The sequence below is a fragment of the Phaeobacter sp. CC-HEC084 genome, from assembly GCF_059429255.1.
In genome coordinates this window covers 129,480-153,129 of record NZ_JCAIJQ010000003.1, presented here as the reverse complement: position 1 = coordinate 153,129, position 23,650 = coordinate 129,480, and the positions used below count along the sequence as shown (strand labels likewise).

Here is a 23,650-nt window from a genome sequence, read left to right as displayed (position 1 = left end):
TCATGAGTGCTAATCGAATGATGAGGGCTCTCCAGGGGAAACTTTGGGGGGCTCTTTTCTTCTGGTCTTCGCTTTTCTCCTCTGCTCGCGTTACTCTGTGTGGCTTGGGTTAGGACCCAGAGCCGCTCTCATTCCGCCACTGTTCGAAGAGCTTCAAAAGCGCTGCCTCCGCGCGCTCTTCGATCCATTGGCCGAATTCTGGGTTGTCCTTCTTGGCGATCTTGATGGCGATCGTTTTCTGATCGATTGTCAGCGTTCCCACAGAGCTACCGTCCGCATCTTTGACGACGGACGTTAGGCTGCCGTTGGCTTGCTTCTTGTCGCTACGTGCCTTGTTCGAACAAGCCGAGTAGACTGCCTGAAACTTTTCCGCGCTTGGAGTGTCGTCGGGCAGGGCGGCAATCACCTCTTTGGCCGTGTTCACCAGATCTATCTTTTTCGAGAAAGCGGCCAGGTCACCCCATTGCCGTCGTCCGATGCCATGTGCCGGCCCTATCAGCTGTACAAGCCCTTCTGGCAGTTGCTCTATGACCACGCGATGGTTGGACACGCCCTGCCGTGTCAAGCCGAGAGCATCCTGAATGACGTTTGGCTTGTAACCTGATTCCTGCATCTCTTTGATAAAAAGAGATTTCTCAATGAAAGACGGGTCTAGTCGGAGGTTGTTCTCTTGGCCCTGTGCGATCAGAGATGCGTCATCATCCAAGGTTCGAACGATCGCCTTGACCGTTCCGCCGACCATGCGGATCGCTGCAAGCCTGCGTCGTCCGTAGATGATGCGGTATCTGTCCGGTTGGGCCGATGGACGGACCATAATTGGCACTTGTTGCCCATGCTTGCGAATGCTTTCGGCCAACTCATCAATACTGGAATCCTCCAGCACCAACCGATCGCGCAGGCCATCCATATCAATCTGGTCGGGCTCGATGTCACGGATCGAATTCGCGGTAATCTCGCGCAAAGAGTCGCGCAATCCGCCAACAGATCCTGGCAGTTTTGCTGCCTTTGGTGGGGTAGGGGAGGGGGCCGCGCTCTCCTTCTCGTCCTTTGGTGGCTGATTGAAGATGTTTCGGGCCATCAGCGACGCCCCCATGCCATTTGGATTGTCTGTTCCAACTCATCGCCAACGCCGTTCACGCTGGTCAGAGCGCGATCAATCGTTTTTCTGATGAATTGGCTCGGATCAACTTCGTAGACGGTTTGTTGGGTCATACCAGCGTCCGAGATTGCCGTAGATTTCAACATTGGTTCAGTCATGACCTGTCCGGCCAAGATCGATCTCAGGTAGCCTGCCATTTGCGTCTGAGGCCCGTCCGACGGTTCGTATCTCGTGATCAAGAACTTTACGAAGTCCCAGGTAACGCGCCGGCCAATGGCTTCTTCCACGGCCTTGACCGTTTCCGAAGCAAGTTTCAGGAACTGGCTCATGGAAGCGATGTCGAGCATGCCAGGTACCACGGTTACCAAAAGCCCCGTCGAGGCTGCCAACGCCGTAAGGGTCAAAAAACCAAGTTGAGGTGGGCAGTCGATCAGAACGATGTCGTAATTCGCCTCTACTTCCTCAAGCGCTAAGGCGAGACGCTCCGCAAATATGGGCTGCACCCGGCGGGCGAGGGCGTTTGCCGTCTCGGTTTCGTATTCCGATAGCATTAGGCCCGCTGGGACCATATCGAGCTTGTGGAAGTAGGTTTTTTGGATGACGGCTGAGAGTGGAACTTGTTCCTCATATCTCAGGGCATCATAGATTGTGCCGCCTTCGGCGAACTCGAGCTCGGGCCGAAAGCCGAAAAAGGTGGTCAGACTTGCCTGCGGATCGAGATCCAAAACCAATACTCGGTAGCCTCGCAAGGCATACCGTTGTGCAAGATGTATCGTTGCTGTCGTTTTTGACGATCCGCCTTTGAAATTGACGACAGATATCACCTGGAGACGATCGCCCTCACGTCGACCAGGGCGGTAGTTTTCTGCGTTCTTTCCAGTGCGCCCCAGAATATCGCGCAACTCATCAATCTCTTGGGCTGTGTAGAACCGGTGTCCGCGGTTGTCTGTATGTACTTCCGGGAAGCTGCCGTCCTTGTGCCGGTTGCGCAGGTTAGATGTGCTCACGCGCAGGAGGCTGGCGACCTCGGTAGAACTGAAACGGCGCAGGGACTTTCGTTCTTCGGGCTCGAAAGCGATCTTCATCTGGCGATCCAAAGACTCAGCCAGATTGTCGGCAAATGCTCCGATGTCGGAAGACCCTATGCCTTGCGCGTATCCAACGTTACGATCATCCATATCCTGCCGCCCACTCTCGGCCTCTGTTGAGGCTCTTGGTCATTCTGACGGTGTACAGCGTATCTGACGCGTTTTGCCGTCAGGATGGGAATGCCACGATCCGGTGAGTCCGGCAAGAAGAATCTAGATGTAGTGTGAAAGTTATCCACAGCGCCAATACGTTCAGCCGCATCAGGATAGCCGCAAACGTTTGATTTTATTGCATTAAGTCGACACGATCGCGTTTCAAGCCACCAATCCGAATTGTTTGGATGGTTTCAGCTAAACCCATGCAACCAATGGCACAATTGTCCTTCTGACGGTGTCTGGAGCAATAGATTCTGTTGGATGAGCCCCTGCTAATTACAGTCGGGAGTGAGCCGATTCTGATGAAATTAGTCCAAGTCGCTCCGCTCGTTCGAGCAGCATCTTGACCGACGACGGCTGCCAGCTCGTGCGACCTCGAGGGGTGCGCTCACGCATAGACTCAAGCCGGTCGCAGATTGCCTGAAGAGTGATGTCTGGGTCCGCGCCCTTGATGCCGGCGACGATTGCGGGCAGGCGATCGTTGGTTTCGCGGCGTCCGGCGCGGCCAAGCACTTCATTGGGCAGATATCCGTCGCGCACATACGCCTTCACGGCGCGGAGCAGGCGGCTTTGGGTCCAATGGCGATCTGGCGGCAGGGGGCCATTGACAATCCGCAGGACGTCTTCCCAAGCCATATCGGGGCGCAAGCGGCGCACATGGGGCACCCAATCCTGCGCGGTCTCGTTCAGACGCTCCATGTAGCCTTCCTGTCGCGCCAGCCGGACCTTGCGAAGCGCGGCGGGGTCCTTGGCGCGAAGCCCTGGGTTGCCACCTACGCGCCCTTTGGCGCGTGCCGAGGCAAGGCCGGCCTTGGTACGCTCTCGGATCAGGGCACGTTCAAACTCGGCGGCAGCGCCCAGAACTTGCAGCGTGAATTTGCCCTGCGGGGATGAGGTGTCGATGGGGTCCTGCAGGGAGCGAAAGAAGGCACCCTTGGCCTCCAGACGCTCAATCACTTCGAGAAGATGCGACAAGGACCGTGCAAGCCGGTCGATCCGAACGACGACCAGCGTATCGCCTTTGTCAACTCGCTCCAGCACGCGGGCAAGCACAGGCCGCGCACGATTTCCACCTGAGGCGTGCTCTTCGAAAATCTCGGAACATCCCGCAGATTGAAGGGCCTCTGACTGGGGCAGGGGGGTCTGATCCTCTGTGGATACGCGTGCATAGCCTATCAAGGGCATGAAAACGAGCCGTTTGCAATTTAAGGTATCGCCACTAAATGACCGTTTGTAAACGAAAGCAAGTAAGTGCTCGCTCGTCGTGCTCGTCCAAAAACCCTTGGTTTCCTTGCGCTGAGCGCGATCAGAGAGCCCTCGCCGACCATCGCCCGCGCGTGCTATCTAAGAAGCGTGGGTCCACTCTGACAAAACCCTTGGGTAAAATGCAAAAATCCAGTATTTTGCACATATGAAGCCTCAAGCGCCTGCCTTTCATGATGAATCGGACGCTCTCTTTCTCGATGCTGAGGGGGTGGAACAGTCGTCCGAGGACGATCTTTGGTTCTTGCCCGGTCCCATGGAAGAGGAGCCGGATTATCTGCCGCCCGGACCACGGGCCGAACCGCGCGAAACCGAAGTCCTTGATGAATGGCGGAAAGCAGAGGCGGGTCTCGCCGCGCGTCTTGCCAGTGTAGCTGGTCGCGTCGGCGCGCTGGACGACCGCCTGAAGCGCGGCCCCGAAGGATGGCGACACAGGCTTGCCCTGATCGAGGCAGCTGACCTCAGCTGGTTTGTGGGTGATCGTATCGTCCCGGATCGCCTTGCTCTTTGGATATCCATGCGCCTGTCAGGCGTTCAGGAGGACACCGCAGCACTCGCGCGTGTCGGATGGGCAGTTCGCCGTTTGAGCGGCGGGCCGGGGCCCGAGGTGGACCTTTCCGCCTTTCTCGACCGCCGCGACCCCGAGAACCTTGGTGATGATGCCGAACCTTTCATGAATCGTGCGAGCGGCTGGCTGGATCTGATGGCGCGAGCTGTCGATCTGCATCCGATCAGCCGCGCCTGCATGGGTTTCCACCTCTGGAACCTCGCTGGTCTTGGACAGCACGGAGACGGGATGGAGGCGGCAGTCACAGCCGCAAGGATTGCGGCCGGTGAGGGAAGGGGGGCAGTCTTTGCACCTCTGGCCATGGGCGGATCAGGGGGGCTGCGCGCTGGCGGCCCACCCGCTGACCGTCTGGCGCGTTGGCTCGATGGGATGATGACAGCATCCTTGAGCGCGATGCGGCACCTAGACGACATAGAGGCATGGGCTATGCGCGCAGACGCCGAAATGGCACCGCTCTCGGGCAAGACGCCACCTGCTCTCCGCGCCTTACTGACCGAGTGGCCACTCGTCTCTGCACCGATGACCGAAATCTTGACTGGCGCCAGCCGCGCCGCCGTCCAGCGCAACCTTGGCTGGTTGGAAGCGCGGGGTCTGATCCGTGAGGTGACCGGGCAGGGGCGCTATCGGATGTGGCGTGCAACGATATAGTAGAGAAGCCTTTTTGGATTTAGCCCTTTGCTGACCCAGTTGGCGCGTGAACGTCTAGCATTGAAATCGCTATTCAACCCTCTGCTTCTCGCGGTTAAGTGAAAATTTAACCCTTGAACCTCTAGTTGCTAGACGTTTTAGCGTGGAGCAAATCGATCTGACAGATCCGACACCGAAATAGAAACTGCGCGGAGCACGATACATGCTGACAAGACGACACTTCATCCAGACGACTACCGCATTGTTCTCGGCGTCTATCTCGAGTCCGCTCCTCGCTGACACCTGGCCCACTGAAGCGGAAAAGGCTGCTTGGGATGCACAGGTTACACCGCCGGGCTATAATCCAGCCACATCAAACCCGTGGGGCCTGCATCCGCGCTTTCTGCCGCAGCGGGTTGTAGCTAAAGATGGTCTTGTGGCCGGTGACATCCATGTCGATGCTGTTGCGCGCTATCTTTACCATATCGAGGAAGGCGGAACGGCGATGCGCTATGGCGTAGCGATTGCTCGTGGCAAACTTTATGAGCCGGGTGTCTACACGATTAAGCGCAAGGTCAGGTGGCCGCATTGGCAGCCAACACAGAACATGATTGACCGCGACCCGGAGCTCTACGCCGATATCGCTGACGGTATGGAACCCGGACCTGAGAACGCGCTCGGGTCACGGGCGCTTTATCTCTTTGTCGGGGACCGAGACACCTATCTGCGCATCCATGGTACACCACAGCCGCGAAGCATCGGCGGCCGAGCAAGTTCCGGTTGCGTCCGGATGGTCATGGCGCACATAAACGATCTGTATCCGAATGTGGAGATTGGCTCGATGGCGTTCCTATATTCGGCCGAGGACAGCGTGACTCCGCAGAGTTGACCCAAGCCGCGCCGTCAATCCGACGCTTGGACGCGTCAATCAGGATTGGCGCGCGACGCAGATGGGATTGCCGCCTGCCGATCGCAACGGGACCAAGGTCGTTTCCACAGGCCCACTATGCGCATACCAATAGCAATTATCTTCGGGACGTAGCCGTGCCGTGTTGAGATCCTGGTCGGGTGCAGCGAGGGCTGCGACAGATTCTGGAATATTCCCGACCCTGAATGGATCGTTGTCTTCCTTCGGAGGTACCGCACAGCCAGCCAGGGCCAATGTTGCAACCATGATCACCGCATATTTTTGAAGCATATCTATCTCACTTTTTGGCAGGTCAGCCGCGTCCACAGACTTGGCAACGCGTTTCAAGGTTCCGCAGATCGGTGTCCTTACTTGACCAAGTTTCTGTTTTAGCTCTTGAAGCTCTAGTTACTGTAGGGGCTATCTCAATGTGGAATGAACGAATCCCGAGGTCAATCCCATGTCTTCCAATGGCCACCGCCACGACCACAAGCACAGCTCTGACTGCAGTCACGATCATGTTGATGATCACAAACATGCGAGCGTAGCTCGCTACTCTCATGGAGATGGTGCTGCGTGCTGCGGTGCTGGAGCCAACACGGGACCGGCAGAATCCATCCCGTCGAATGGGCGAAGTTTTCAAGTTTCCGGTCTGGATTGTGCCGAAGAGGTGGCAATCCTGAATAGGGTGGTCGGTCCAAAAGTCGGCGGGACTGAGCATCTGGCGTTCGATGTCATCAATGGGCGGATGACAATTCTGGATACCGCAGTCGGGATTTCGGACAACGAGATTTCGCAACTGGTCGCGAGTACCGGCATGAGCGCAAAACCGTGGGACGCCGACAACGCAGCAGAGAATCAGGCCGCGCATCTGGCACGTCAAAAGCGGTTTACCGCGCTCAGCGGCGGCTTCTGGGTGGCAGGTTTTCTCTACCACATCGTCGAAACCGGCATGGGTGGTGCGCTCGGGCTATTCGCAGGGCACGGAGAAATGCCGATGCCACTCGCGGAAGCAGGGTTATTCGCGGTGGCAATTCTCTTCGGGGTCTGGCTGGTCGCGCCCAAGGCTTGGTCTTCCGCGCGACGGTTTTCCCCTGACATGAACTTGTTGATGGTGGTCGCAGTGGCGGGTGCCATCGGGCTGGGCGAATTCTTCGAGGCCGCGACGGTTGCGTTTTTCTTCTCACTTTCGCTTTACCTTGAGAGCTGGAGTGTGGGGCGGGCCCGCAACGCGGTATCGGCCTTGCTGGATCTGGCGCCGCCGACAGCTCGGGTGATCCGATCAGATGGCAGCGAAACCGATGTGCCTGCGGCAGAGGTCGCCGTGAACGATCGCTTCATTGTGCGCGGCGGCGACCGCATCCCCCTCGACGGTGAAGTGGTGGAGGGGGCGGGAGCCGTCGATCAGGCTCCCATTACCGGAGAAAGCGCGCTCGTGCCAAAGGAGCCGGGCGATGAGGTCTATGCCGGCACGATCAACGGCGAAGGCACACTGACGGTACGAGCGACCAAGGCAGCTTCCGACACAGTGTTGGCCAAGATCATCCGTCTGGTCGGTGATGCCCATGCCCGCCGCGCGCCGGTCGAGCAATGGGTGGCGAAATTCGCGCGCATTTATACACCCATCGTGATGGCGGTGGCGATCACCATCGCGGTGGTGCCGCCACTCTTGCTCGGCGGCGCCTGGGACTATTGGTTCTACAATGCGCTGGTCCTTCTTGTCATCGCATGTCCTTGCGCACTGGTCATTTCTACGCCGGTGTCCATTGTAGCAGCGCTGGCCGCTTCGGCGCGAGCAGGGGTGCTCATCAAGGGCGGCGCTTATGTCGAAGCGCCAGGGCGCACCACAGCGCTGGCGATGGACAAGACGGGAACGATCACCATGGGCGAGCCTGAGGTGGCGGCGGTTCACCCGCTGGGTGAAGCCTCCGCTCGCGAAATCATCACGCTGGCAGCCAGTCTGGAGGCGCGGTCCTCGCACCCGCTGGCACGCGCCATCCTCGCGCGCGCAGAAAGCGATGGTGTTTCCGTGTCTGCCGCAGAGGACACGCGGACCGTGCCTGGGCGCGGGCTCGAAGGACGCGCCGACCGGCGCGCGATCTGGCTCGGATCAGATCGGTTTGCCCAAGAGAAAGGTTTCAGCAATGCCATTCCGGCGGATCTTCGGGACCGGATCGAAGGGGCAGGCAGCACCCTGGTTGCCGTGGGTGACGAGACCGGCGTGACCGGCGTGCTGGAGCTTCGTGACCGCATTCGCCCCGATGCAAAGGGTATCGTTGCGCGTCTGCACGCGCAGGGTGTGAAGACAATCGTGATGTTGACGGGCGACAACGAACGCACCGCACGTGCGGTGGCGGCCGAGGTCGGCATTGACGAGGTGCGCGCCGAACTCTTGCCAGAAGACAAGGTGAAGGCCATCGAGGAACTGGTGGAATGCCACGATATGGTGGCGATGATCGGCGACGGCGTGAACGACGCGCCCGCAATGGCGCGCGCGCATTATGCCATTGCCATGGGGGCTGTCGGATCGGATGCGGCGATCGAAACGGCAGATATTGCACTGATGACCGACGATCTGGCTCGAGTGCCGTGGCTGATTACTCACTCTCGGCGGACAATGACGATTATCCACCAGAATATCGGTATATCGCTGGCAACAAAGGCGCTGTTCGTCGGGCTGACCGCGTTCGGGATGGCCTCGATGTGGGGCGCCATCGCTGCGGATGTAGGCGTTTCCCTGTTGGTGGTCGCCAATGCGCTGCGGCTTTTGAACGGCCATCGGATCAAGGACGGGCCTTCGGGCGGTGAACCGGTGGGCGAGCAGATGGCGAAGGGAGCACTGGCGCACGGTCATTGATCCGACGTCTTCGGTAGAGTAACCTCTGGCACCAACAGACCTCGCAAAAAGGGGCGTCGAGCAGTGACAAACACCAGATTTCCACGGCGCGCCTTTTTGATGGGCGGATTGGCCTCCTTCCTGTCAGGTTGTGCCAGCAAGTTCCGGTCTTACAACGGACCCGAAGTGACCCGGCTACGCATGTATAAGGCACAGCGGTTTCTGGTTCTGGACGGGGTGGATGACGTCTTGCGGACCTATCCCATCGGATTAGGCTTCGCGCCCGAAGGTCACAAGCAGTTCGAGGGGGACGGCCGTACGCCGGAGGGCTCCTACGTGATTGATCGGCGCAACCCGGAGAGCCTCTTTCACCTGTCGATTGGCATCTCATATCCCAACGCGGCAGACATCGCTTTTGCGCAGGCGCAAGGAAAGTCGCCCGGTGGCGACATTTTCATCCACGGAGGACCGCGCAAGGGGATCGACCCAATGAATGTCCGCGACTGGACGGCAGGCTGCATCGCCGTCACTGACCGCCAGATCGAGGAAATCTATGCCATGGTCAGGGACGGGACACCGATCGACATTTACGCCTAAGGATCAGGTGAAGCGGCGCCGCAGTGCGACGTTGATCGCCTCAATGGCCATGACCATGACGACGACCGCAATCGTGACGCTGGCGGCCTTATCATACTGGAAGGATCTCACGTAGGTCTGGATGTAGAAGCCGATCCCACCCGCGCCGACGATGCCGAGGATCAGCGACTCGCGCAGGTTCAGTTCGAACCGGAAAATCGTGTCGCGGGCAATGACTGGGGCCATCTGCGGCCAGATCGCATGCCTGAGCCGCACGAGCGGTCCGGCGCCGGCGCTTTCCAGTGCTGCGATCGGCGCGCGGGACACGCCGTCGATCGCCTCGGCATAGAACTTGGCGAGCATCCCCGTTGCATGAAAGGCGACCGCGATGATGCCGGGCAGCGGCCCGAGCCCGACAGCGCCCACCATAAGCATGGCCACGAGGATCAGCGGCACGGCCCGGATAAAGGCCAGCAGCGCGCGCACAGGGCCGAACACCATGCGCGAGACCATGGTCTCGGAGGCGAGGATGGCCAGAGGGATCGACAGGATCACAGCGCCGAGGGAACCGAGGATCGCTATTCTCAGCGTTTCCGCGCTGCCCTTCCTGATCTCGGCCATCACTGTCGGATCGGGCGGGAACATCCGCCCGAGAAAGTCAGCGATCCGCGGACCGGCCGAAACGAGACGCGACAACTCGACATCGGTCGTGGCGAAGGACCAGAGGATTGCGCCTGCGATCAGGGTGCTGGTCGCGAAGCCGCCGAACCTGCGGTGGCCCATCAGGACACCGCCCGGAGGCCGGAACCGGGCATCGGCTCTGCCTCCCGGTAGAGAGCCGCCGTCGCCTCGTCCTGCAACTCGGATGTCGGCACATCGAACACGATCCGCCCGTTCCGCATGCCGATGATGCGCTGCGCGAAACGCCGCGCCAGGTCGGGCTGGTGCGAGGAAAACAGCGCCGTTGCGCCGCGCGCTTGCGCCGCCCCGGTCAGCAGCGCCAAGACCTCCCCAGCGCGGGTGGGGTCGAGGTTGCTCACCGGCTCGTCGGCGAGGATCAGCCGTGGCTCCTGCGCGAGACACCGCGCAATGGCCACGCGCTGCCGCTGGCCGCCGCTGAGACTGTCGACCCGGCGTTCGGCGAGATCGGCAATGCCGCAATCAGTGAGGGCTGTGCGCGCAATGTCGAGATCATGTGGCCTTGGCGACCCCAGCAGGGCGCGCAGGGGCGCCATCCGGCCTAGGCGGCCGTTGAGCACGTTGCGCAGAACCGTGGAGCGTTCGACCAAGGCGAATTCCTGAAATACGAAACCGGTATCAGGTCGGCTTGCGCGCGGCGGCGGTTGGTCTGGATCGAGCGGCGCACCCAAGACTGAAACGCGCCCGCGCCAGCCGTGGAGCCTGCCATCGAGCAATGCCAGCAGCGTTGTTTTTCCTGCCCCGGACGGGCCGAGCAAAGCGACGCTTTCGCCGGTCGAAATCGTAAGCGAGACTCGCTCCAGCGCCGGAACACTCCCGCCCGGATGGGCAAAGTTCAGGTCGTCGATCCGGATGGCGGTGGTCATTCCAGGAGCCCATATCGCCGTGCCATGTCGCGCACGCCGTCATAGGCGGCAGGGTCGGCCCTGACATAGCCGTCCGGCCCGTAGAGATAGCGCAGCTTGTCGCGGTTCTCGGGCTCGTTGAGCCGCAGCATCGCGTTGGTGAAGCGGTCTTGCACCTCGGCATCCAACCCGGGTCGCGCGATCACGACATGGCTGGGGATTGGCGGGCTTTCCGCGATCCATGTCACCTGTGCTTGCTGCTGCGGCGTCAGGAGCAGGTCGGCATACTGGCTGGCACCCGCAGCGTCGACCAGACCTTCGGCCATCGCCTGCATGGCCTGCTGATAGCCGCCTGCGAAGAAGACGCGGCCGAAGAATGCCTCCGCCGCGCCTGGGCCGTCGATCAGCCGAGCCTCGACGAATTCGGCGAGCGGGTAGAGATAGCCCGATTCCGAGATCGGATCGGCGAATGCGATGTCGCGTCCGCGCAGGTCTGCAAGCGCGCCGATGCCACTGTCGCGACGCACGAAAATGCGTCCCGTATAACTCGGCGCGTCGCGGTAGACCTCGGAGAGAAGCGGCACCGCGCCGATCTCGGCCTCGGCCAGAACGAAGGGCAGGGCGCCCATGAAGGAGATGTCGGCGTCGCCGTTTCTCAGCGCCTCGACCGCCGCCGCATGGTCGATGGTGACGAACCCTTCGACGGGGACGCCGATCTCACTGGCCAGCCAGCCGCTGATGGCCTCTATGTCGCCCAGGAGCTTCTCGGGGTTCTCCTGCGGGATGAAAGCCAGCCGCAACGCAGTGTCCTGCGCGGCCAGCGGGGTTGCGAGCGATACTGCGCCCGCAGCGGCCAGCGCCAACATCGTTCTGCGGTTCATATGGATCGCCATCAGAATGCCCTCTCTTCGATTGCGTCGGCTTCGGACTTGAACGCGGTCCAGCTTGTTTCGGCAGCCACCCAGTCATCAGTACGAACGGCGTCACCAACCTCGGCCAGACGTTGGGCCAACGCGTAGACTTCAGGCCGCGCAGCCAGGTTCGACATTGTGCTGGCGTCCGCCGAAAGGTCCGCGGCCACGGTGTCGGTCAGCAGCAGGATATGTTTTGCATCCCGCTGCGGCAGCAGCGTATCAAGCGTCGAGGCGAAGGTCGTCAGTTCGGAGAATGCCAGCCGGAAGGCGGTGTTCTCGGCGTCGAATGCCTCATAGGGCTCGTCCGCTGCGCCCACGGTCTCCAGATAGGCCGTCAGGTCGGCCCGTTCCGCTCCGGTCAGGCCGAGCGACTTCGATTCGTCGAACCAGTCCACGACAGCGGCCAGGGTCGGCAGCGACCCGTCGTGGAAATAGGGCGCGGTGTAGACGGTGCCGAGCAGCGTGGGTGTATCCATCGCACCGGTGCGGGCGCCATCGTAGGCCAACGCAACCGAGCCGATATCATGGGCCTGCCGGTCCAGGAAGTTCGTGTCCGGGACGTGGCAGCTGGAGCAGGAACGGTCGCCGAGCGCCGCGAAGGGTGTATTGAAGATCGCTTCGCCGCGCTGCGCTGCCTCGGGAGCGGCTTCGGTCAGCTGACCATCCGGTGTCAGCATGGAGTTGGGCAGGAAGTCGAATTCGAGCATGTAGGCGAGCAGAGCATCCAGCATGAAGGGCGTCGGTTCATCGCCGCCGAACTCGTTGACGATGACGTTGCGGGTGAAATCGCGCAAGGAGGCGAAGCGGCCATCGCGGCCGTAGGGCCCGGTGAAGCGCAGGCCACGGAGGCTGGGGATGTCAATCGGATCATCACGCCGGTCATTGAAGATCGGGTTGAAGAAGGCGCCATCGACATCGATCGCGCCTGGTTGATGGCTCGCACCCGGAATGAAAAGCCTCTGGTTAACGTCCGATCGGTTGTGACAGGTCGAACAAGCGACCCCGAGACCCTGCGCCGGATTGCCAAAGATTTGCGCGCTGTCGAATAGCATGTCGCCATAGGCCACCAATGGCAGGTCGGTCTCGTCGATGCCCTGCTGTCGCGTAGCCCTTAATTGTGAGATGGGAAATCCAACGAGGGAGTGGACAAAACATGGGGGTCATCTTCGTCGTTGCGGCCCGTGCTAAGGTGAGTTCTTTGCGTGTGGGGCTGCCATGGACGTACGGATTACAATCGAAACTACCTTCGACAACGGGGAGAAGCGCACTCATCAGCTTGACGGCATTTCACGACCCTACCGGGTGACCTGTCCAGACGGGATCGGGTTGCGCCTCGAGGATGGGAAGAGGGTTGTCGAACAGATTCAGCGGGCAATTCTTTGCGATCAGGTTGAGGAAATCATCCGAGAAAGCCGCGTATGCCCGGATTGCGCCTCGGTTCGTGCCATTCATGACTATCGCACGCGCGATCTCGACACGCTCTTTGGGCGGGTTCGGGTCAAAGCCGCGCGCTTGCGCCGCTGTTCGTGTGATGCCAGGTCAGCGGCGATGCCAGGCGGACCTATTTCTCCGCTGGCCTATTTCTTTCCTGACCGGGCTACCCCGGAGCTGCAGCGGCTCCATGCGGAACTCGGGTCCCGGCATTCCTTTCGCGAAGCCGCGCGGCTGATGAAAAGCTTCCTCCCCTGCCATCCGCCCCATCACACCACGGTGCGTGACCGGTTGGGAAGAGTAGCCGCGGGGCTCGAGAAAAGTCGAAGGGCATCAGGCGATCCCGCTGAAGCACTTCCCAAAGGGGGTTTGACGGTTTTTCTGGACGGTGCGCATATCCGCTGTCGACCGGAGTATCAGCAGCGACACCTGGATCTTGTGGTCGGTAAGATTGAAAGTCGCAATATGTGCCGACGATTTGGCTTGGTCGCCAATGCGACGGCATCGCCAGGCAGCCGGATGCGAGAAGAGCTGTCAGACTTTGGATGGAAGCCGGGCCGTCTGTTGACGGTAATCTCTGATGGCGAGCTTGCTCTCCCGAACCTCATACGGAATGCCATGGGTGGCGACGGCCAGGTGAAGCATATCCTCGACTGGTGGCACATCTCGATGCGTATTCGACATGTCGAGGCCGCCGTTCAGGGTCTGGTCCAGATACCGGGATTCACTGGAATTCCGGTGCTGTTCCAGCGCCCCGCGAAAAGCCTTCGCTGGTGGCTGTGGCATGGCAGAGCACGGGTCGCGGAAACTTATCTGAAAGGGCTCATGCACGATTGCACCCGCCTTGCGGAAGAACCTTTGGCTGTCCGCACCGCTGCCGCTCGTGTGCAGGCCCGATGCGGGACACTGTACACCTATCTCGCGAACAACATGGAATCCCTTGTCGACTATGGCCGACGGTACCGTAACGGGCTGCCCATCTCGTCATCTCGTGCCGAAGGATCAGTCGATGACATTGCCAATGCCCGCATGGGAAAGCGCAGAAGGATGCGGTGGTCGCCCAAAGGGGCTCACCGAGTAGCCGTCACAAGGGCCGCAGTTCTCGATGGTCGGCTGACCGTCGCAAACAGAAAACGCGCCGCATGACCCCCATGTTTTGTCCACTCCCCCAAGCCTTCGTCCATCAGACGATAGATCTCGGTCAGCATGGCAAACTGAATTCGGTTCACAAGAAAGCCCGGACGTTCGAGGATCGCGACACCAACATGTTCGATGTTCTGCACCAGCTTGCGGCTCCATGCCACCAACTCCGCCGGTGTATCGGCCGCGTGGATCAACTCGATTACCGGAACGATATGACCCGGAGTAACATAGTGAATGCCCATCATCCGCTCTTTGCGCGTCATTTGCGCGGCGATGTCGGAGATCAGGAAGGACGAGGTGTTGGTTGCCAGCACCATGTTTTCTGGACAGATTCTGTCGAGTTCCGCGAACAGGGCCTGTTTGACTTCCAGGGATTCCTGCACTGCTTCATGCACGAGGAAGGCCCCTTCGACTGCGCTTGCAAGATCCGGCTCAAGTGTCACTCCGGCTAGCATGGCCTCCGATGCATCCGAATTCTCGACCAGTCCTGCCGCGATCGGGCGGGCCCGCTCCACATAAGTGTCAAGCATGGTCTGATTGCTGTCGCAGATCACCGCATCATAGCCGTGATGCGCATAGAGTGTCGCGATGACGCATCCCATGAATCCGGCCCCGACGACGCAAATCCTACCGGACCCGGGCGGCTCCGTACCGAACGCAAATTCCTTCAAACTTTCCTCCTCCCTTGAAATGGTATGAACCTTCGCCTCTTCTGGACGACAGGCTTATAGCCGACTGTTTCACCCGAGCCGCTGCGATAGCCGCGCGAGGATCAGGAATGTTCCGATTGTGCGATGCCGAGCGGCCTCGCGTCCAATACGCAAACGTCGACAATATATATGGCTATGGTTATGATTTAATGCCGGGCGCTCAATCAACTGAGTTGATTCCTGAACTTGCCCGACTGATTTATTGTGGTTTTGGTATGCTTCCGAGCCATCAAACCGGATGCCTGACACAGGAGAACAGGAATTGCCCAAAGATCGGCCAGAAGAACCGAGCGACACGCTGTCGAAAGACTTGCTTCGGTCGCGCAACCTCACGCTGCACAAGCTGCACGTCTTTTGCACGATCGCCAAATTCAACAGTGTAACCCGCGCGGCGGAGTATCTGAATATCGCGCAACCCGCAGTTACCGCCCACCTGCGCAGTCTTGAGAAGAGCCTTGGTGTCAAGTTGGTGCGCAAGGCTGGGCGCAACATCGAACTAACACAAGCCGGGCGTCGCACTCTTGCCTGGGCGAAGGAAACTATTCAGCGCAGCTCAGATATGTTTCTTGACCTTGCAGACATCAAGAAAGGTCTGGTTGGCCGAACGCGGATCGCCTCGTCGATGGTGGCCGGCACTTACAAATTGTCTGAAACTATAATTGCGTTCAAAAAGGAATTCCCATCAGCCAGGATTTCGGTGTCGATGGCCAGCCCCTACCTTGCCACGGAATCAGTACTGCTTGGGGATTGCGACTTCGGGATCACTTTGGTTGATCACAATCGCGACACCTCACGGTTGGAGATCGAATTGCTCTGGCGCGAGCCGCTTTATCTGGTGGCCGCGATAGAGAGCCGATTGGTCGGCGATGTCGCTTATATCGATGAGCTAGGGACATTGCCGCTGATCACCCCGCCGAAGGGGCAAATGGCGCGAGAACTCATCGACGAGGTGCTGCGCGCCGCTGGGGTTGTGAGAACCAACAGCGTACTGGCCTTCGGGCATCCCGAGCCGATCCTAAATGCGATCCGCGCCGATGTCGGGGCCGGTTTCGTCTTCAAGAGCGCATTGCCGAGGGACCCAGAGGCGTCGGGGCTTCGCCTTGTGGATACACCAGAGCTGGAAATTGCGATGCCACTGTTCCTAGTCTACGACAAGAAGACGGTGTTCTCCGCGCCGCAAATTCAGCTCATGGATCGAATCCGCCAATCCTTCGCCGAGCCTGCATGATCATGTACAGAAGGCCCCGCGCGGGGGGCGACACTGCGAGCCATGCAAAGGACACCCTCCGAAGGGCACGACGATGCGGTCAGTGGGACATGAACACCGGCACTTGGCTGCTCCTGATGACTTCGTGGGTAACGCCCCCGAACAGGTCTTGCGAAAACTTGCTGTGTTCGAAAGCCCCCATCACGATCAACTTTGCCCCCAACTCGGCAGCGGTCCGTTGAATAACGTCGGCTATGCCGTTCTTGCCTTTGGGGCGCTCGACCTGTTCCACGTCAACACCATGGCGTCGGAGGTGGGTGACAATGTCTGTTCCTTCGGGCATTTTCGGCAGGCTCGCGCCAACGCTCAAGATCGTGACCTTGCGCGGTCTCTCCTCCAAGATCGTCATAGCGTCGTTGAGCGCTCGGGCTGCCGAGCGCTTTCCATCCCAGGCGACGAGAGCATGTGAACCAAGTTTGTCGGTGGAGTATCCATTGGGTACAACAAGGACTGGGCGGCCGCTTTGTAGTGCCATGAGATCGGGGTTCACAGCACGAAATTCATCGGTAGGAAGGTTCGAGTGGTAGCCTGTCACCACAAAATCAAAATTACGTGCGATTTCGGGCAAACTTAACTTTCCGATCTCGCTTGGCATAACAAAACGCGACCGTTCGGCCACTCCAGCCGAAGAAGCTTGCTCCTCAAAAAAGGCTCGAGCAGCTTCGATTTTCTCATTCCGCACATTTCCGAGCTTGCCGAGAAGGTCTTCGGTCAGGCCGAGAACATGTTCGAAGTAGGAAGAAGTGCTGCCATATACCGCCGTCAGCCATGCATCGTGCTTGGCCGCAATTTTTGTCGCATGACCTACGCCACTCGGGAATCCAGCACTCCCGGAATGCGTAATAAGGATATTCTTGATGCTCATCTTCGCCTCACTGATCGAACGCTAAGGCACGCTATCATCTGATTACTTAGATGTCTATGTTTTTTGCCGCACTTCAAGAGATAGCCGGGTCGCGATCGCCGCTAGTAAGCGTCCGATAGCCCCGGCCATCAGCGGTGCGGTCCTGGACGAAGTCGTAGGACCAGACATGGTTGGGTCGCTCGGGCCGCAGGCGCACACACGACCCGTCGTTCAGCCAGAGCCGTCCCTTTTTCTTCTGCTTTTTGGGGTCCTTCAGCCCTTCGCGTCGCCAGATGCGCTCGACCCGCTTGTGGTTCACCAGCCAGCCCGCGTTGTTCAGCAGACCCGTCACCATCCGATATTCATAGCGCCCGTACTAATCGGCCAGCTCGATGATGTCGCCTGTCAAACGTGTCTCATCAACACAGCCCAGCGGAATTTTACACTGCGTGAATCGGTGCTGGGCCAAAGTACGGCAGGCGCGGCGCTCAGACACGCCCAGTTCCTGCCGAACTTGGTCAATGCACTTGCGGCGACGCGAAGGTTAAGAAGTTTCCCCTGGCTGCCTCGGTTGGAATGAGCTCGTCCAAGCTCAGATTAGACACCGCCCGTCTCAGCCTCTGGTTCTCTTTCTCAATCTCTCTCAGCCGAGCAAGTTGTGACCGCTGCATCCCGCCATAAAGTTTACGCCATCGATAAAACGTTTGCTGCGTCACGCCGATCTGACGCACCGCCTCGACAAGTGTCACACCTTGTCCCTGCAGCACTTCAACCTGTCGAAGCTTAGATACAATATCTTTCGGCTTCTCTCGTTTTGCAGCCATCGCTGATCCTCCAATCTATGGGACAAAGCTATCCCAGTTGGTGGACCACTTTCAGGGGGCTGCTCCAGAGTCACAGGTTCAATCCCTGTCATACCCGCCATTTTCTCAACTGGACGAGCGCTGAGCAGAGCCCGTATCCTGTGTTTGCGTTGGGCTGATTCTCTACGACTCGTTGATAAGAACTAGGATAAGATCAAGGATCTGATCGCTGTTGCGTTCGAGCATCATCATGTGTCCGTTTCCGGTGATGTCATGGTCGGGTAAGTATACAAAGCGGCTGATCATCCCCTGTTCCGTCAGGAAATCGCCGATAGCGGAGTCCGTAGCGGGGGGATGATCGGGGTCGCTGTCGCCGGTGACAATCAGAACCTGGGTCCCGGCCAGTGCATTTGGGGTCAACATTCGCAATTGCTGACCTTCGAAATTGACACGCTCCAGAAAAAGTTGTCGAGGGACTGCCTGCAGTCCGGCAAGGTAGCTGTCAGTGTGTTGACGGGGAAACTGCGTGCTTGAGCCTATGAGTTTGGCGCGGGCTGCCTCATGGCTGAGCACAACCGGCCCGTTCGGATGTACATCGAGTGGAACGCCGGCAAATTCCATGGTCAATCGATCCGGGCCTTGAGACATCAGTTTGGCGACTGGCTGGATGTTGCCAGGCGGGCCAGGCGCGATCGCGACCAAACGGCTGAGCCGGCCGGCCAGCAATTCGGCAATCCGCCAGCCAATGGCGCCGCCCATAGAATGGGTCCAGAGGATGATTTCGCCCTTGAGAGTTTTTACCGCCGCAGCTATCTGGTCGGCAACGAGCTGTCCCGTCAACTTTTCGGGCGGGACATAACCGCTGCGGCCGCACCCCGGCCAATCGACGCATATGACGCGATCACCGGTGCGAGCGAGCCGTATAGCCCAACCTTCCCGGTTATCCGGCGTCCGCATCCAGCAGGCGCCAGTGTGCATGCCGCCGTGTACCATGACGTGGGTTCTTGCGAAATCGGTGTCAGCCGGGGCAATGATGTCGGCGTAAACGCAATCCAGCCCAAGGGGGCCGGATGTTTTGGACAGGCATGCGTCCTCAATCATTGGATTCCATTGCCTTGGGGAACCTGAAGCTGCACCCTCCAGGGATCAATGCATTGGGACGCATCAGAGGACGCTGTCGATGGTGTCGGCCAATTCGCGTGGGCGTGTCATCATCGCCTGATGGCTGCCGGGACTTTCGGCGGTTTTGGGATTTTCCAGGCGGGACGCCATGTTGCGATAGACCTCAGCAGGCATGGCCATATCTTCTTTGAGGAAGACGTAGGCAGATGGGTGTTTGCTTCGCCAGAAGCTGTTGAGGCGGATCGGTTGATCGAGCCATCCCATCGGGCAGGGTATCAACCGCTGCGCAAGCCGGTCCAAGCTTTCCGCATTGGCGTCCTGCATGAAAGCTCTGCCCCACAACTCCCGGGTCATGGGGACCGTGTCGTCAGGAGATGCGCTGGCCATCGCGGTCAGACCTCCCACGAGTTCTGCGGGCAGTACATCATTTATGCATTCGCCATCGTGCAGGACCCAGGCGTCCACAAAGGTAATGTTTTTTACTGCATCCGGCATAGCGTCAGCCACCAATTGCGCCAGCGGGCCGCCGCCGCTATGTCCGACTATTGCGAACTCTGTCCAGCCTTGGTCCTTGATCCTGGCAATGAGGTCGTCGGCAATTTTGGAAATTGTCACCCCGGCCCTGTCGTCGTCCTTTTCGTGGCCCAACATTGTGGGGTGGAAGGTCTCATGGCCCTTCTCTTCAAGCGCTGCGGCGACGTCGTCCCACGCCCAGCCGCCCTGCCAGCCTCCATGCACCAATATGATTTTCATGATTACCTCCCATGGCGTTAAGATGTTATTCAGTGTATATATGATAGGATGAATTCGTTCCATATGCAACTATAATTAGTCCCAATTGCAACTATGAAACCCGATGAAAGCAAAAATGAGAAGGATGTGGGTTTACAGGACCGCGATGTGATCCTGAACGGTACTGAAATACCGTTCGCCTACAAAGCCTCCTATATTCTCAACTTCTATCGAGAGCCCTTATTCAGGGTTATTGAAAATGAGCTTGGCCTGAAGCGATCCGAGGCGATCTTGCTGCTTTTTTTGTCGTTTCGCGATGGCGTGGCGGCCCAGGAAATGTGCGATCTGACCGGTCATTCCAAGACCAATGTAAGCCGTGCAGTTAACGCGCTGAACAAAAATGGCATGATTACACGAGATGTCGATCCGGGTGATAATCGCCGTCAATTGCTCTACCTGACCGATCTGGGACGGCGTGCGTATAGTGCATTCATTCCCGAACTCATGGCCAGGGAGGCGTCCATGCTGGCGCCCCTTTCAAAGGCGGAGCGGCGGCAATATATGTCGCTACTGACGAAGATCGCTGGCGGCGTTCCAGGTTGGACTGGCAAGAGCGACGATCTGGATGCGAGCGCACGGCGCATGCGCCGTAAATTCGTCGATTAACCCCAAGCGTCAAAGGGGCACTTCTTATTGCATGTGCAGTGGGCGGCTATTTCCTTTGGAAACCTAGGACCTCACCCGTCAGCGATAAAAAAGCCGACATTCCAATCGGCGGTGACCAGTCAAGTGGGCAGAAAATTGCTGAAGAGTGGAACCGCAAGAGCATGCTCACCTAAAATCAGAGGCCATTTCGAATGACCGCAGATCGGAGGAAGATATAGACAACAACGACCAGATTTTCTCCATCAAACGTGTGACAGAAGATTTCCTGGGCCGCCTATGTAATGTGCTACCCAACGCGCCCTCGGCGGTTGTCAGAGTTTCCGCCCTTTGATCAGGTACACGGGCTGGTGTCGTGCGCTGTTTTCATCAGGTACGCCGGGACTTTGTGCCCGATGGCGCTGTGCGGCCGTTCCTCGTTGTAGTCTCTATGCCAAGCCTCCAACTTTTCCGCCGCATCTTCAAGGCTCATGAACCAATGGCTGTTCAGGCATTCTCCCCGGAATCGCCCATTGAACGCCTCGATGAAGGGATTGTCCGTCGGTTTGCCTGGTCTCGAGAAGTCGAGCGTGATGCCGCGCTGGTAGGCCCAAAGGTCCATGTCGCGCGAGATGAACTCGCTGCCCTGGTCGACCCGGATCGTGGCCGAATAGCCGATACGGCGGCATACCCGCTCGAGCGTAGCGACCACATCCTCGCCTCGATAGCTGAACCGCGGATCAAGCACCGGCACGAAGCCTGAGAAGGTGTCGACAACCGTCAGAACTCTGATCTTCCGCCCCGTTGCCAGTCGGTCATGCACGAAGTCCATGGCCCAGACATCGTTCGGCCCAACGGCTTCCGTACAGTCCTCTCGTAGCTTCGCCTTCACCCGCCGCTTGGGCGTCTTGTTCCTGAGCTGCATGCCCAATTCCTTGTAAATGCGATAGGTCTACTTAGCATTGATCTCCTAGCCCTCGCGCTTCAACAGCACATGGACACGACGGTATCCGAACCGGATCACCGCACAGGCCTGGCGGATCGACACCTGCCAATCCGCCAGCATCTCATCGACCAGCGTCCTCTTTCGGGCAGACCTCCGCGACGGGCGTCCCGTCCTCGGCCTGCTTGATGATGAACGCCTTCTACGCGTCCGTGAACTTCGATGCCTTCATGCGTTTCCGCTCCTCTCCCAGCCTGGGAAATCTAGCGAAAAACCCTAACCAGAATCGAGGGCGATTCCGGGGGTCACATCATCCTCGACACCGTTAGGGCGGGTTCAACGGACGCTCACGCCGTTAGACAAACTGCGCGCCGCTCGAGCATGAAAAAGGCCACCCGGATGTTCTCCGGGCAGCCTCGCAGCGATCCGTATATGCGTGTCCTGTTGGAAACGGACGACGAGAACGGCGTCAACCTTTGGCGTTTGCCTCCAGTTTCCACTCGGACATAACTGGGTCAAGATTGAACAGTTTCTGCGCGTTTCCACCTAGAATGCTCCGCTTGGCCTTCTCGTCCAAGAACGGAAGATCATAGATCGTGCTCGGAAGATCCATATCCCAATGCGGGTAGTCGGACGAATAGAGCAACTGCGATTCTGCGTTTATCATCTTGAAGGTGACCTCCAACGCTTCGCGGTTGTCCACCAGCTCCATCGGCTGCGTAGAGTAGAACATCTCGCGCATGTAATCGCTGGGTTTTTTCTTCAAGAGCGGGGCATCGGATGTACGCATCATGTACTCGTTGTCCAGCCGTTGCATCAGGAAGGGAACCCAAGCCAGACCACTTTCGATCCACATGGTTTTCAATTTTGGGAAACGCTCGGGCATGCCGTTCATAACCCAGTTGGTCATGTGGATGATGTTACAGAAGCTGAAACCAAGCGCGTGAACTGAGATAAACTTGTTCAGCTGTGCCAACGAGGTGTCGGCCCAGTGATAAGCCGCGTGGAAGCCAAGAGGCATTCCGTGCTCTTCCAGTTTGGCATAAATACGCATGTTTGCGCTGTCATGCACTGGGCGCTTGAGATAGCCAGTCGAAAGGAACCCAACGACGCCTTTCTTTTCGGCGAACTCGTCAATCATCTTCTCGGCTTCGTGCGGCTCGTTCATGGGCAGATAGACCATGGATACGAGGCGATTGTCTTCTTCAAGAATGCGCTCGCTCAGCCAACGGTTATAGGCGCGGGCCATTGCCACCTCGACCTCGACTTGGGGGTGCGTCGCCAACAGCAGCATTGGGGTTGGGAAAAGGCACGCCATATCCGTACCCATCGCGTCCATCCAGCGCCGGGCCAAAGTGATGTCGCGGTGCGGCTCTTCGGGGACAATTTCTTTGTCCCGACCCGCATAGCGCGTCACGCGCCCAGCCATGTCCTGCGAACCGATCGCCTGCGGAATAAGGCCGGCTCGACCAACGTTACCGGCTGACAAGCCAAGATGGCGCATCACTGGGTCGTCCATGTACTGCAGGATTTCCGGCAAGGCCTCAGTCTCATAGTGGTGGCTGTCCACATCGCAAATGAAGAAGTCTTTGTAGTTGCGATCTTCCGCTTGCTTACGTGCGTTCTTCAGCAGCTTGCTGGTATTAAATTCCTGGATCGCCGGATCGTTATCCGAACTGTAGTTCATCGTGTTGCCCGTTAATGACATTTTATCTCTCTCCCCTCGTGTTACGGATTTAGTGTCTGCCACATGCCCAACTCGAACACCGCCATATCGGCGGCATCGAGAATGCCGGTCGCGGCGATGGCGACAGCTGTCGCCGAGACATCGTTGTCTCGTGGGAATGCGGGCAAGCCGTCATTGGTTTCGCGAAGTTTTGCATATGCAGTCACAGCGTGTGAAAGCAGCGCCTGAAGTTGCTCGGCGCGCAGGCCACTGCTTTCGGGGTTGCGAAGTGCATTCAGGACAGCATCGAGCGATGCGTCCAGAGCAGGAGCTTCAGTGGCTATTTGATCAAATTTCGACATAGACCTCACCCCCTCTCTCCACCACGTTGTAGCGTTTCATTTTGTATTTCGGATCGCCGACCGCTTCGCCCGTCGCAATCTTGAATTCCCAGCCATGCCACGGGCAAACGAAATGCAGTTCGTCTTCGTTGAAGGTCTGCCGGAGCGCGCGCTGCTGGTCGTCGAGTTCGACGCAGACCTGCGGCATCTTTAGGCCTTCGCATACCGGGCCACCTTGGTGCGGACACACGTTCTTATATGCAACGATGTCTCCTTTGTGCCGAATGACCCCGATCTCGACCCCGTCGACCTCGCAAATCTTTGCCGTCTTGTCGCTCAAGTCCGACACCGCACATAGCAATCTTTCTGGCATCTTAGCTCCTCCGTCTGTTGCCCAGTCTTGCTTCAAGTTAGTAAGATTGCCTTAC

The 23,650-nt window shown here is 58.6% G+C and carries 22 protein-coding genes and 2 pseudogenes; 7 read left to right on the top strand and 17 right to left on the bottom strand.

Features of this window, described 5'->3' with window-relative positions; all coding sequences use genetic code 11:
- Positions 1–109: 109 nt before the first annotated feature.
- From repB to AC5SSZ_RS13080, 3 genes are all read right to left on the bottom strand, one after another.
- Entirely contained in the window at positions 110–1,078 is a 969-nt protein-coding gene (repB, locus tag AC5SSZ_RS13090; RefSeq protein ID WP_228711381.1) for a plasmid partitioning protein RepB, read from the bottom strand.
- Positions 1,078–2,277, bottom strand: coding sequence for a plasmid partitioning protein RepA (gene repA / locus AC5SSZ_RS13085; protein ID WP_065331699.1), 1,200 nt, complete (start codon positions 2,275–2,277; stop codon positions 1,078–1,080). The genes repB and repA overlap by 1 nt, the downstream gene beginning before the upstream one ends.
- 342 nt (positions 2,278–2,619) lie before the next feature.
- The gene (locus tag AC5SSZ_RS13080) at positions 2,620–3,528 is read right to left on the bottom strand and encodes a recombinase family protein (protein WP_065331700.1); all 909 of its coding nucleotides are present in this window, start codon (positions 3,526–3,528) and stop codon (positions 2,620–2,622) included.
- A gap of 226 nt (positions 3,529–3,754) precedes the next feature.
- Between AC5SSZ_RS13080 and AC5SSZ_RS13075 the strand changes: the two genes are divergently transcribed.
- On the top strand, positions 3,755–4,822 hold the full coding sequence (locus AC5SSZ_RS13075) for a hypothetical protein (RefSeq protein WP_050686115.1): 1,068 nt from the start codon (positions 3,755–3,757) through the stop codon (positions 4,820–4,822).
- Between the two features lie 202 nt (positions 4,823–5,024).
- On the top strand, positions 5,025–5,690 hold the full coding sequence (locus AC5SSZ_RS13070; RefSeq protein WP_043872284.1) for a L,D-transpeptidase: 666 nt from the start codon (positions 5,025–5,027) through the stop codon (positions 5,688–5,690).
- A gap of 39 nt (positions 5,691–5,729) precedes the next feature.
- On the opposite strand, the gene AC5SSZ_RS13065 is transcribed toward AC5SSZ_RS13070, so the two are convergent.
- Positions 5,730–5,999, bottom strand: coding sequence for a hypothetical protein (locus AC5SSZ_RS13065; RefSeq protein ID WP_050686128.1), 270 nt, complete (start codon positions 5,997–5,999; stop codon positions 5,730–5,732).
- Positions 6,000–6,168: 169 nt separating this feature from the next.
- Between AC5SSZ_RS13065 and AC5SSZ_RS13060 the strand changes: the two genes are divergently transcribed.
- Positions 6,169–8,565: a heavy metal translocating P-type ATPase gene (locus AC5SSZ_RS13060; RefSeq protein ID WP_234994810.1), complete on the top strand. Its 2,397-nt coding sequence runs from the start codon at positions 6,169–6,171 to the stop codon at positions 8,563–8,565.
- Positions 8,566–8,664: 99 nt separating this feature from the next.
- Positions 8,665–9,141, top strand: coding sequence for a L,D-transpeptidase family protein (locus AC5SSZ_RS13055; RefSeq protein ID WP_043872282.1), 477 nt, complete (start codon positions 8,665–8,667; stop codon positions 9,139–9,141).
- 3 nt (positions 9,142–9,144) lie between these two features.
- Here the strand turns inward: AC5SSZ_RS13055 and phnE are convergent, their stop codons facing one another.
- Genes phnE through AC5SSZ_RS13035 form a run of 4 tightly spaced genes read right to left on the bottom strand, consistent with a single transcriptional unit; the run spans position 9,145 to position 12,630 of the window.
- On the bottom strand, positions 9,145–9,903 hold the full coding sequence (gene phnE / locus AC5SSZ_RS13050) for a phosphonate ABC transporter, permease protein PhnE (protein WP_009820129.1): 759 nt from the start codon (positions 9,901–9,903) through the stop codon (positions 9,145–9,147).
- Positions 9,903–10,685 (bottom strand): phosphonate ABC transporter ATP-binding protein, encoded by a 783-nt coding sequence (locus AC5SSZ_RS13045; RefSeq protein WP_052453653.1) that lies wholly within the window; start codon positions 10,683–10,685, stop codon positions 9,903–9,905. The genes phnE and AC5SSZ_RS13045 overlap by 1 nt, the downstream gene beginning before the upstream one ends.
- Positions 10,682–11,545 carry a phosphate/phosphite/phosphonate ABC transporter substrate-binding protein gene (locus AC5SSZ_RS13040; protein ID WP_240672228.1) on the bottom strand — a complete coding sequence of 288 codons (864 nt, stop codon included), beginning with the start codon at positions 11,543–11,545 and terminating at the stop codon, positions 10,682–10,684. The genes AC5SSZ_RS13045 and AC5SSZ_RS13040 overlap by 4 nt, the downstream gene beginning before the upstream one ends.
- Positions 11,546–11,556: 11 nt before the next feature.
- Positions 11,557–12,630, bottom strand: coding sequence for a cytochrome c peroxidase (locus tag AC5SSZ_RS13035; protein WP_274844608.1), 1,074 nt, complete (start codon positions 12,628–12,630; stop codon positions 11,557–11,559).
- A gap of 163 nt (positions 12,631–12,793) precedes the next feature.
- Between AC5SSZ_RS13035 and AC5SSZ_RS13030 the strand changes: the two genes are divergently transcribed.
- Positions 12,794–14,155, top strand: coding sequence for an ISKra4 family transposase (locus AC5SSZ_RS13030; protein ID WP_040182552.1), 1,362 nt, complete (start codon positions 12,794–12,796; stop codon positions 14,153–14,155).
- Here the strand turns inward: AC5SSZ_RS13030 and AC5SSZ_RS13025 are convergent.
- The gene (locus AC5SSZ_RS13025; protein ID WP_495438359.1) at positions 14,080–14,823 is read right to left on the bottom strand and encodes a 3-hydroxyacyl-CoA dehydrogenase family protein; all 744 of its coding nucleotides are present in this window, start codon (positions 14,821–14,823) and stop codon (positions 14,080–14,082) included. The genes AC5SSZ_RS13030 and AC5SSZ_RS13025 overlap by 76 nt on opposite strands.
- Before the next feature lie 301 nt (positions 14,824–15,124).
- Here AC5SSZ_RS13025 and AC5SSZ_RS13020 point away from each other — a divergent pair, with 301 nt between their 5' ends.
- On the top strand, positions 15,125–16,090 hold the full coding sequence (locus AC5SSZ_RS13020) for a LysR family transcriptional regulator (RefSeq protein ID WP_274566150.1): 966 nt from the start codon (positions 15,125–15,127) through the stop codon (positions 16,088–16,090).
- A 79-nt stretch (positions 16,091–16,169) separates the two neighbouring features.
- Here AC5SSZ_RS13020 and AC5SSZ_RS13015 read toward each other — a convergent pair whose 3' ends face one another.
- The 4 genes and pseudogenes from AC5SSZ_RS13015 to AC5SSZ_RS13000 form a co-directional block, all read right to left on the bottom strand.
- Entirely contained in the window at positions 16,170–16,994 is an 825-nt protein-coding gene (locus tag AC5SSZ_RS13015) for a universal stress protein (RefSeq protein WP_235872053.1), read from the bottom strand.
- Positions 16,995–17,097: 103 nt separating this feature from the next.
- Positions 17,098–17,797 (bottom strand): annotated as a pseudogene (locus AC5SSZ_RS13010) (IS3 family transposase); the annotation flags it as partial.
- Between the two features lie 162 nt (positions 17,798–17,959).
- Positions 17,960–18,877 carry an alpha/beta fold hydrolase gene (locus AC5SSZ_RS13005; protein ID WP_495438358.1) on the bottom strand — a complete coding sequence of 306 codons (918 nt, stop codon included), beginning with the start codon at positions 18,875–18,877 and terminating at the stop codon, positions 17,960–17,962.
- 63 nt (positions 18,878–18,940) lie between these two features.
- On the bottom strand, positions 18,941–19,651 hold the full coding sequence (locus tag AC5SSZ_RS13000) for an alpha/beta fold hydrolase (protein WP_495438357.1): 711 nt from the start codon (positions 19,649–19,651) through the stop codon (positions 18,941–18,943).
- 93 nt (positions 19,652–19,744) lie between these two features.
- Between AC5SSZ_RS13000 and AC5SSZ_RS12995 the strand changes: the two genes are divergently transcribed.
- Entirely contained in the window at positions 19,745–20,296 is a 552-nt protein-coding gene (locus AC5SSZ_RS12995; RefSeq protein ID WP_082032860.1) for a MarR family winged helix-turn-helix transcriptional regulator, read from the top strand.
- 331 nt (positions 20,297–20,627) lie between these two features.
- On the opposite strand, the pseudogene AC5SSZ_RS12990 reads toward AC5SSZ_RS12995, so the two are convergent.
- From AC5SSZ_RS12990 to AC5SSZ_RS12975, 4 genes and pseudogenes are all read right to left on the bottom strand, one after another.
- Positions 20,628–21,290: pseudogene (locus AC5SSZ_RS12990) on the bottom strand (IS3 family transposase); the annotation flags it as partial.
- Between the two features lie 394 nt (positions 21,291–21,684).
- Positions 21,685–22,902 (bottom strand): amidohydrolase family protein, encoded by a 1,218-nt coding sequence (locus tag AC5SSZ_RS12985; RefSeq protein WP_437161079.1) that lies wholly within the window; start codon positions 22,900–22,902, stop codon positions 21,685–21,687.
- A gap of 41 nt (positions 22,903–22,943) precedes the next feature.
- On the bottom strand, positions 22,944–23,243 hold the full coding sequence (locus AC5SSZ_RS12980; RefSeq protein WP_274566160.1) for a hypothetical protein: 300 nt from the start codon (positions 23,241–23,243) through the stop codon (positions 22,944–22,946).
- On the bottom strand, positions 23,230–23,595 hold the full coding sequence (locus AC5SSZ_RS12975; protein ID WP_495438356.1) for a Rieske (2Fe-2S) protein: 366 nt from the start codon (positions 23,593–23,595) through the stop codon (positions 23,230–23,232). The genes AC5SSZ_RS12980 and AC5SSZ_RS12975 overlap by 14 nt, the downstream gene beginning before the upstream one ends.
- Positions 23,596–23,650 lie beyond the last annotated feature (55 nt).